This window comes from Streptomyces sp. NPDC001617, assembly GCF_053596855.1.
The window spans coordinates 245493-254276 of sequence record NZ_JBSFHA010000004.1; the positions used below are offsets into that span (position 1 = coordinate 245493).

7 protein-coding genes and 1 pseudogene are annotated in these 8784 nt (G+C 72.2%); 7 read left to right on the plus strand and 1 reads right to left on the minus strand.

Features of this window, described 5'->3' with window-relative positions; genetic code table 11:
• The 7 genes from ACWC09_RS05390 to ACWC09_RS05420 all read left to right on the plus strand — a co-directional run.
• A partial coding sequence (locus ACWC09_RS05390) for an acetate--CoA ligase family protein (RefSeq protein ID WP_450848704.1) occupies nt 1–2204 on the plus strand: 2204 nt, incomplete at its 5' end.
• Nucleotides 2205–2215: 11 nt separating this feature from the next.
• Nucleotides 2216–3880 (plus strand): (2,3-dihydroxybenzoyl)adenylate synthase, encoded by a 1665-nt coding sequence (locus ACWC09_RS05395; RefSeq protein ID WP_450848706.1) that lies wholly within the window; start codon nt 2216–2218, stop codon nt 3878–3880.
• Nucleotides 3870–4958 carry a cupin domain-containing protein gene (locus tag ACWC09_RS05400; RefSeq protein WP_450848708.1) on the plus strand — a complete coding sequence of 363 codons (1089 nt, stop codon included), beginning with the start codon at nt 3870–3872 and terminating at the stop codon, nt 4956–4958. The genes ACWC09_RS05395 and ACWC09_RS05400 overlap by 11 nt, the downstream gene beginning before the upstream one ends.
• Nucleotides 4955–5788 carry a fumarylacetoacetate hydrolase family protein gene (locus ACWC09_RS05405; RefSeq protein WP_450848710.1) on the plus strand — a complete coding sequence of 278 codons (834 nt, stop codon included), beginning with the start codon at nt 4955–4957 and terminating at the stop codon, nt 5786–5788. Before ACWC09_RS05400 ends, ACWC09_RS05405 begins: the two co-directional genes overlap by 4 nt.
• The gene (locus ACWC09_RS05410) at nt 5785–6492 is read left to right on the plus strand and encodes a maleylpyruvate isomerase family mycothiol-dependent enzyme (protein WP_450848712.1); all 708 of its coding nucleotides are present in this window, start codon (nt 5785–5787) and stop codon (nt 6490–6492) included. The genes ACWC09_RS05405 and ACWC09_RS05410 overlap by 4 nt, the downstream gene beginning before the upstream one ends.
• A 53-nt stretch (nt 6493–6545) precedes the next feature.
• Entirely contained in the window at nt 6546–7274 is a 729-nt protein-coding gene (locus tag ACWC09_RS05415) for an alpha/beta fold hydrolase (protein ID WP_450848713.1), read from the plus strand.
• Nucleotides 7275–7334: 60 nt separating this feature from the next.
• A complete protein-coding gene (locus ACWC09_RS05420; protein WP_450848715.1) occupies nt 7335–7703 on the plus strand; it encodes a signal peptidase I in 369 nt (122 codons plus the stop codon).
• A gap of 63 nt (nt 7704–7766) precedes the next feature.
• On the opposite strand, the pseudogene ACWC09_RS05425 reads toward ACWC09_RS05420, so the two are convergent.
• Nucleotides 7767–8784: pseudogene (locus ACWC09_RS05425) on the minus strand (IS701 family transposase); the annotation flags it as partial.

Below are 8784 nucleotides of genomic sequence, written 5' to 3' on the forward strand. Positions count from 1 at the left end.
CGCGGGGCGCGGCGATCGTGCAGTCGGCCTCGAACCCGGCCCCTGCCGAGCCATCCCGGCCCGGCGCGCGGGGCATGGCGGCCGTGCAGTCGGCCGCTGCCGGCTCATCCGGATCTGACGCATCAGGCACCGCGCCGGCACCGTCGGCCTCGGACCTGACCCCGCTGCTCGCGCCCAAGGGCGTCGTAGTGATCGGTGCCTCCCGGCAGAGCGGCAAGCTGGGTGCCGCCATGGCCCGCTCGCTCGCGGCCTTTCCCGGTACCCGGGCGCTGGTCAACGCACGCCGACCGGAGCCCGCCGAGGGTGTGTACGCGTCCGTCGCCGAGGCGGCCGCCCACGCCGACGGCTCCCTCGACCTGGCCGTGCTGTGCGTGCCCGCCGCAGGCTGTGCGGACGCGCTGGCCGAGGCGGCCGCCGCCGGCTGTCGTGCCGCGCTGGTCTGCGCCGGCGGGTTCGGCGAGGCCGGTCCGGAGGGCGCGGCGTACGCCGAAGAACTGCTGCGTGTCGCCCGGGAGACCGGTGTCCGGCTGCTCGGCCCCAACACCTCCGGCTTCTTCGCTCCCCACCTGGGCCTGACCGCCAGCTTCGTGCCCGCGGCCGGCCGGCTGCCGGCCGGGGACATCGCCGTGGTCGCGGCCAGCGGGGGCGTCAACCACGCCCTCTCCTTCGACCTGGCCGCCGCAGGCAACGGCATCAGCCTCGGCGTCGGCATCGGGGCGGGCCTCGACGTCACCGCCGCGGACGTCCTGGAACACCTGGCCACGGACGGTCGTACGACCGCTGTCGCCCTGCACCTGGAGACCGTGCCGGACGGGCCACGGCTGGTGGCGGCCGTGCGCCGCCTCGCCGCCGCCAAACCGGTCGTCGCGCTGGTCGTCGGCCGTACGGACATCGGAGACTTCGCCCGCTCGCACACCGGCGCACTCGCCACCTCCTGGCGCACCACGCGGGCCGCGCTGCGGCAGGCCGGGGCGGTGGTCGTGGACGACGAACGGGAGCTGGTGGACGCGCTCACCGTGCTGTCCCGCATCCGGCTGCGCCCGCACCCCGACCCCGGGCTCGGGATCGTGACCGCCCAGGCCGGCCCCGGGCTGCTGCTCGCCGACCGGGCGGGCACGGACGGCATCCGGACCCCTGAGCTGACCGAGGCCACGCAGCGGACGCTGGGCGAGTTGCTGCCCCCGCTGACGTACCAGCGCAATCCCGTCGACACCGGCCGCCCCTCGGAGACCTTCGCGCGTGTCCTCGCCGCCACCGCCGCCGACCCCGCGATCGACCTCCTGTCCGTCTACGCCCTCGCCGAACCCGACAGCGTCGACCTGGTCACGGCAGCCCAGGACGCCGGCCTCGGCCCGGACTCCCCGGCCGTGGTGGTCGTCGGCGGACTGCCCGAGGACGTCACGGAGCAGCGGGCGCGCCTGCACAAGACCGGCGTTCCGGCGCTCTCCGGACCGGCCTCCGCCGCGAACGCCGTACGGGCCCTGGTGACGGACGCGCGACAGCGCGCCGTGGGGGAGCGGGCCGCGGCGGGGTCCTCGCCGGAAACCGCCTTGTCCGTGCCTCCCGGGCCGCTCGACGAGGACGCCGCCAAGTCCTTCCTCACCGGGCTCGGCATCCGCACCCCCGTCCGCGTCGCCTGCGACGGCCGTGGTGACGCCCACTACGCCCTGCGCCTGCTGGGCGGGCCCGTCGCGGTCAAGGTGCTCGACGCGACGATCCTGCACAAGACGGAGATCGGCGGAGTCCACCTCGGGGTGCGCACCCCCGAGCAGCTCGACGCGGCGCTGGACGCCATCGGTCCCGGCCGTCGCTGCCTGGTGGAGGCGATGGCCCCCGACGGCGTCGACCTCGTGCTCGGCGTACGGCGCGATCCGGTGTTCGGACCGGTCGTCCTCGCCGGCCTGGGCGGTACGGCCGCCGAGGCGCTCGCCGATGTGGCGATCCGGCTCGCCCCGGTCTCCACCGCCGAGGCGGCCGCGATGCCCGACGAACTCGCCGCCCGCGCCCTGCTCGACGGCTGGCGCGGCGGACCGGCGCTGGACCGGGCCGAGTTCGGCCGTGTCGTGGCGGCCCTGGCCGCCGCGCTCGCCGCGAGCCCGGACACCGCCGAGATCGAGATCAACCCCCTGCGGCTCACCGCCGACGGACTGATCGCACTGGACGCCGTGATCGTCCCCACCGCTCCACCCGCACAGGACCGCTAAGGAGACCGACCATGCCCAGGCCGAGCAGCGAAGGCGCTGTGCCCTGGCCCGCGGAGTACGCCAGACGGTACGCGGACAGAGGGTATTGGGAGGGCCGTACGATCGGCGACCTTCTGCACGCCGCCACTTCCGACGCGGTCGCACTCGTGGACGGCGAACGGAGACTGACGTACCGTCAGCTTGCGGAACGCGCAGATGCGTTGGCGCTCAGGTTGGCCGCCCTCGGGCTCCGCCCGGACGACCGGATCGTGGTGCAACTGCCCAACACCGCCGAGTTCGTGATCCTCACCTATGCCTGCCTCCGGCTCGGGGTCATCCCGGTGATGGCGCTGCCCGGACACCGCAGACACGAGGTCGGCCATCTGGTCGAGCACAGCGAGGCGGTCGCCGTCGCGGTCCCCGACCTGCTCAAGGGGCACGACCATCAGGCGATGGCGTTCGAGATCGCCGAGCAGGCGCCGACTCTCCGGCATGTGCTGGTGCTCGGCGACAAGGTCGCCGACGAGGCCGTGGATCTGGGGGAGTTGTGTGCATCACCCAGCACTCCCGCAGACCGTGCCGCCGTGGACGCGTACCGACCCGACAGCCGCTCGATCGCCGTCTTCCTGCTCTCGGGCGGCACCACCGGACTGCCCAAGCTCATCGCCCGTACGCATGACGACTACGTCTACAACGCCCGCCGCAGCGCCGAGGTCTGCGGATTCGGAGCCGACACCGTCTACTTCGCTGCCCTGCCCCTCGGACACAACTTCCCGCTCGCCTGCCCCGGGTTGCTCGGCGCGCTGCTCAACGGCGGCCGGGTGGTGCTGGGTTCGCCCCACCCCGAGAAGGCCTTCGCGCTGATCGAGAGCGAGGGCGTCACCGCGACCGCCGTCGTCCCGGCCATCGCCCAGCGCTGGCTGGACCACCGCGCCGACCACCCGGAGGCCGACCTGGGTTCGCTGCGGGTGCTGCAGGTCGGCGGCTCCCGGCTGGCCGACCACGTCGCCCGCCGCGTCCGCCCCGAGCTGGGCTGCACCCTCCAGCAGGTGTTCGGCATGGCGGAAGGCCTGCTCAACTACACCCGCCTCGACGACCCGGAAGACGTCGTCTGTACGACGCAGGGGCGGCCCATGTGCGACGACGACGAGCTCCTCGTCGTCGACGAGCTGGGCAACCCGGTCCCCGACGGCACCCCGGGCGTCCTGCTCACCCGCGGCCCGTACACCCCGCGCGGCTACTACCGGGCCGAGGAACAGAACGCGCGCGCCTTCACCGAGGACGGCTGGTACCGCACCGGCGACATCGTGCGGCTGCGGCCCGACGGCAACCTGGTCGTCGAGGGCCGCGACAAGGACATGATCATCCGGGGCGGGGAGAACATCTCCGCCGAGGAGATCGAGAACTTCGCCTACCAGACGCCGGGTGTCGCCCGCGCCGCCGCCGTCGCCATGCCCGACCCCGGGCTCGGCGAACGCGTCTGCCTCTACGTCGTACCGGAACCGGGCCACACGGTGACCCTGGACGACGTCCACCACGTGATGGAGGTCGCGGGCGTCGCCCGCTTCAAGTTCCCGGACCGGCTGGTGACCGTCCCCGAACTCGTCGCCACCAAGGTCGGAAAGATCGACAAGAAAGCCCTGCGCGCCGACATCGCGCGCCGGCTCGACGCCGAAGGAGCCCCCGATGGCCACTGACCCGGTCATAGCCCCGACGGAGACGGACCCCGAACTCCGCAAGCTCTACGACGACTTCGCGGCGTCCGGACTCATCCCCCTGTGGACCGAGATCGGCGACCTCATGCCGCTCACCCCGCGCCCCGAGGCCGTCCCGCACGTCTGGCAGTGGGACACCCTGCTGCCGCTGGCCCGCCGCTCCGGCGACCTGGTGCCGGTCGGACGCGGCGGCGAGCGCCGCGCCATCGCGCTCGCCAACCCCGGCCTGCCCGGACGGCCGTACGCGACTCCCAATCTGTGGGCGGCAGTTCAGTACCTCGGTCCGCGCGAGGTCGCCCCCGCGCACCGGCACTCGCAGGGCGCCTTCCGGTTCATCCTGGAGGGCGAGGGCGTGTGGACGGTCGTCAACGGCGACGCCGTCGAGATGCGCCCCGGCGATCTGTTGCTCACCCCGTCCATGCACTGGCACGGCCACCACCACGTCGGCGACGCCCCCATGGTCTGGCTGGACGGCCTCGACATCCCGCTCGTGCACCGACTCGACGCCGGGTTCTTCGAGTTCGGCGAGGACGGGGTGTCGGACCGGTCCACCCCCTCCCGCTCGCGCAACGAACGGCTGTGGGGCCACCCGGGCCTGCGCCCGATCGCCGCCCCGGCCACCCCCAACTCCCCCCTGATGGCCTACCGCTGGGCCGACACCGACGACGCCCTCACCGCACAGCTGGAGCTGGAGGACGAAGGGCACCCGGGTGTCATCGAGCCCGGCCACGCCGGAATCCGCTTCACCAACCCCGCGACCGGCCGCGACGCCCTCGCCAGCCTGCGCACCGAGATGCACCGCCTGCGCCCCGGTGCCGTCACCGCCACCCGCCGCACCGTCGGCTCCTCCGTCTGGCAGGTCTTCCGCGGCAGCGCCACCATCACCCTCGACGACCGCGAGATCGAGGTGTCCGACGGCGACCTGATCGCCGTCCCCTCCTGGTGCGCCCTGACCATCGCCGCCGAGACCCCGCTCGACCTGTTCACCTTCAACGACGCGCCCGTCTACGAGGCGCTCGACCTCGCCCGTACCGAAACCTCCCGGAGCAGCGCCTCATGAAGCTTGCCACCATCCGCACCGCCGACGGCACCGCGGCCGTCCGTCTCGACGGCGACACCGCCGTGGAGACCGGCGCCCCCGACGTCGCCGCCCTGCTCCGCCGCCCCGACTGGCGTACGGCCGCTGCCGCCGCCGACGGCCCGGCGCACGAGGTGGCCGCCCTCGACCTCGCCCCGGTCGTCACCACCCCGGCCAAGATCTTCTGCGTGGGGCACAACTACCGCACTCATATCGCCGAGATGGGCCGCGAGATGCCGTCGTACCCGGCCCTCTTCGGCAAGTTCGCCAACGTCCTGCTCGGCGCCCGCGACGACATCGTCCACCCGGGCGAGACCGAACAGCTGGACTGGGAGGCCGAACTCGGCTTCGTCATCGGCTCGCGACTGCGCCGCCGGGCCGGCCGGGAGGAGGCGGCCGCCGCGATCGCCGGCTACACCGTCGTCAACGACATCTCCATGCGGGACTGGCAGTGGCGTACCCCGCAGTGGCTGCAGGGCAAGGCCTGGGAGGCCAGCACCCCGGCCGGGCCCTGGCTGGTGACCGGCGACGAGATCGACGACGCGGCCGACCTGGAGATCCGCCTGGAGGTGGAGGGCGAGGTCATGCAGCGCTCGCGCACCTCCGACCTCCTGTTCAGCCCGGCGGACATCGCCGCGTACCTCAGCACCTTCACGACACTGGAGCCGGGCGACCTCGTCCTCACCGGGACGCCGGGCGGGGTGGGCGCGGCCCGCGATCCGAAGGTGTTCCTGAAGCCCGGGCAGGTCGTACGGACCGTGATCGAGGGCATCGGGGAGTGCGTGAACACGGTCGTCGAGGACAAGCCGTGAGAGAGCCCGAGCGGGTTCTCGCCTGGGTGGCCGAGGGACAGCGCAGGCTGGAGGATACGGTCGGCTCCCTGGCCGCGGCCTCGGTGTCCGCGCCCTCCGCCCTGCCCGGCTGGACCCGCGGCCACCTCCTCACCCACCTCGCCCGCAACGCAGACGCCCTCGTCAACCTGTTGAACTGGGCCCGCACCGGCATCCCCACCCCGATGTACCCCTCGCCCGACCGGCGGACGACGGACATCGAGGCGGGCGCGGACCGACCCCTGGCCGAACAGGCCGCGGACGTACGGGAGTCGGCCGCCCGCTTCACCGAAGCGGCCGAGGCGCTGACGGACGACGCATGGTCGGCCGCGGTCATCAGCGGACAGGGCCGCGAGATTCCGGCGTCCGAAGTGCCGTGGCTACGGGCCCGTGAGGTGTGGATCCACCTGGTCGACCTGCGGGTGGGCGTCGGCATGGACGTGCTGCCGCCGGACCTCGCCTGGGTCCTCGTACGGGACGTCGCAGGGTGGATGTCGGCCCGCGTCGGGCCGGAGAGCGGGGCCGAGTTGACGGCGGACGGCCACGGCACCGTCGTACTCGGAACGCCCTCCGCGAGCGGTGCCACGGTCTCCGGGCCGCCGCACGCCCTCGCTGCCTGGCTCACCGGCCGGGGCGGCACCGAAGAACTGCGCGGCGAGCTGCCGAAGCTCCCGCGCTGGCTGTGACCGAGTGCTTGTCAGCGCTTGTCAGTGATTGTCAACGATCAAAGGAGATCGGCATGAGCGAGACCTTCGTCCTGGTGACGGGAGCCTGCCACGGAGGATGGGCCTGGCGCCCCGTCGCGAACGAGCTGCGGGCCGCCGGGCACGAGGTGCACACCCCCACGCTGGCCGGACTCGGCGAGGGCGACGACCCGCGCGACGTGACCCTGACCGACTGTGTGAACAGCCTTGTGGAGTACGTCGAACGCGCCGGTCTGACGCACATCACGCTGGTCGGCCACAGCTGGGGCGGCTACGTGCTGGTGGGCGCGGCGCCCCGGCTGGCCTCCCGGCTGCGTCGGCTGGTCTTCTGGAGCGCGTTCGTCCCCAACGACGGCGAGTCGCTGATCGACGCGTGCCCGCCGCACTACGGCGAGATGTTCCGCGCCGTGGCGGCCGCTTCCGGCAACAACGGAGTGACCTTCCCGTTCGAGGTGTTCCAGCAGGCGTTCATGCAGGACGCCGACGAGGAGACACAGCGAATCGTCCACTCCCTTCTCGTGCCGCAGCCACTCGGCACTTTCACGGAGAAGCCGGACACGAGCGCGTTCTACGCGCTGGACATCCCGACCGCTTACGTCCTGTCCGAGGAGGACCTTTCCCTCCCCGGCGAGTGGCACTGGGCCGAGCGCTTCCCCCAGCGTCTGAAGAACCCGCTGATGATCGAGACCCCCGGCAGCCACGAGGCCCTCTTCACCCGCCCCGTCGAACTGGCCGACGCGTTCGTCCGTGCCTGCACGGGGTGAGAATGTCGAGCCCGGAGCAGCCGTAATGGGATTTCCCGGCGGCTGATATATTCCAGGCTCATGAGCGACCGGGTTTATGTGGGAAACGCAGGTAAAGACGCGCCGCTGGACCGAGGATGGATCCTTGGCCACTTCAAGGAACTGGATGATCCTCGGCACAGCGGGGCGGTTGAGGTCAAATGGGGTGTTCATCCTCGCGGCGACGAGCGGCTGCAGTGGGTGAGGGGTGAAAAGCGGACCGCTCTTCTGGTGCTTGTCAGTGGCCGTTTCCGGGTGGAATTCCCTCTGCGGAGTGTTCTGCTGGAGCAGCAGGGAGATTACGTGGTCTGGGGTCCCGGAGTCGACCACTCCTGGTTTGCGGAAGAGGATTCCGTATTGCTGACGGTTCGCTGGCCTTCAGTGCCCGGTTATGCCGTGACGCGGGAATAGTTTTCCCGCCCGTATTACCCGGCGACAGGGCTGCCTTAGTACTCCAGCCGTAGATCGTGATCTTCATGTCTGATTCGCGACTTGTCGGCGGTAATGGCTGGTCTGGCTCGGGCCTGGTGGCGGCGTCGCCAGGCGGACCAGCGGAGCCGGTGGGCCGCATCGTGTACGGGCCGGACGGCGAGCGTCGTGAACAGTCGCTGGATCTCGTTGCAGGTGAGCGGGATCAGCTCGTCGGGGGCGGGATGGCGGGCGTGCTCGTCGGCGCGGACAACGGCGATGAAGGCGTGTGCGAGCATGGCCAGGGTGACCCGGCGCGACCACGACGTGAAGCGGCGGACCTGGTGCTCGTCCAGTCCGGCCAGGCCCTTTCCGGCCTGGAAGGTCTCCCTCCACCCGCCATCTCGACCCGGCAACCCGCACCAGCGTGGCCAGGGGCACCAGGGCAGGTGACCAACAGCGGTAGTAGGCGAGCTCGCCGGTGGTGCGGTTGCGGCGGATCAGTAGCTGGTGGCTGCCGGGCCGGGGTTCGGCCAGGTCGATGACGGCCCAGTCGTAGAAGCGGTGCCCCTTGGCGCCGGCTCCCGCCGACAGCTTCTGCCAGGCCCGCTTCGGCGCCTTGGCGGCCGGCGCATCCGCTCGGAGCTTCCCCGCACCGGTGGTGACTTCGTGGGAGCAGGCGACGGCGAGCACGTAACCGACCCCGCGCTCTTCCAGCGCCGCCCTCAGCTTCGGGTTGCCGCCGTAGACCTCGTCCCCCGCGGCCCAGCCCACGCGGTGCCCGGCGTCAAGGAATCGGCCGATCATGCGGACGGCCGGCTCCGGCTTGGTCGCGAAGACGATGTCCTCACCCAATCCCGCTGCCCGGCAGCGGTCCGGGTCGCACGTCCACGAGCGCGGGATGTACAGCTCCCGGTCCACCGCCGCATGTCCGCGGCAGCCCGCGTAGACCAGGTAGACGGCGAACTGCGCGTTCTCGATCCTCCCGGCGGTGCCGGTGTCCTGGCGCTGGACACCGACGGTGTGCGTGCCCTTCTTCACGTCCCCGATCTCGTCGACCACCAGCACCGCGTCCTCGTCGCGC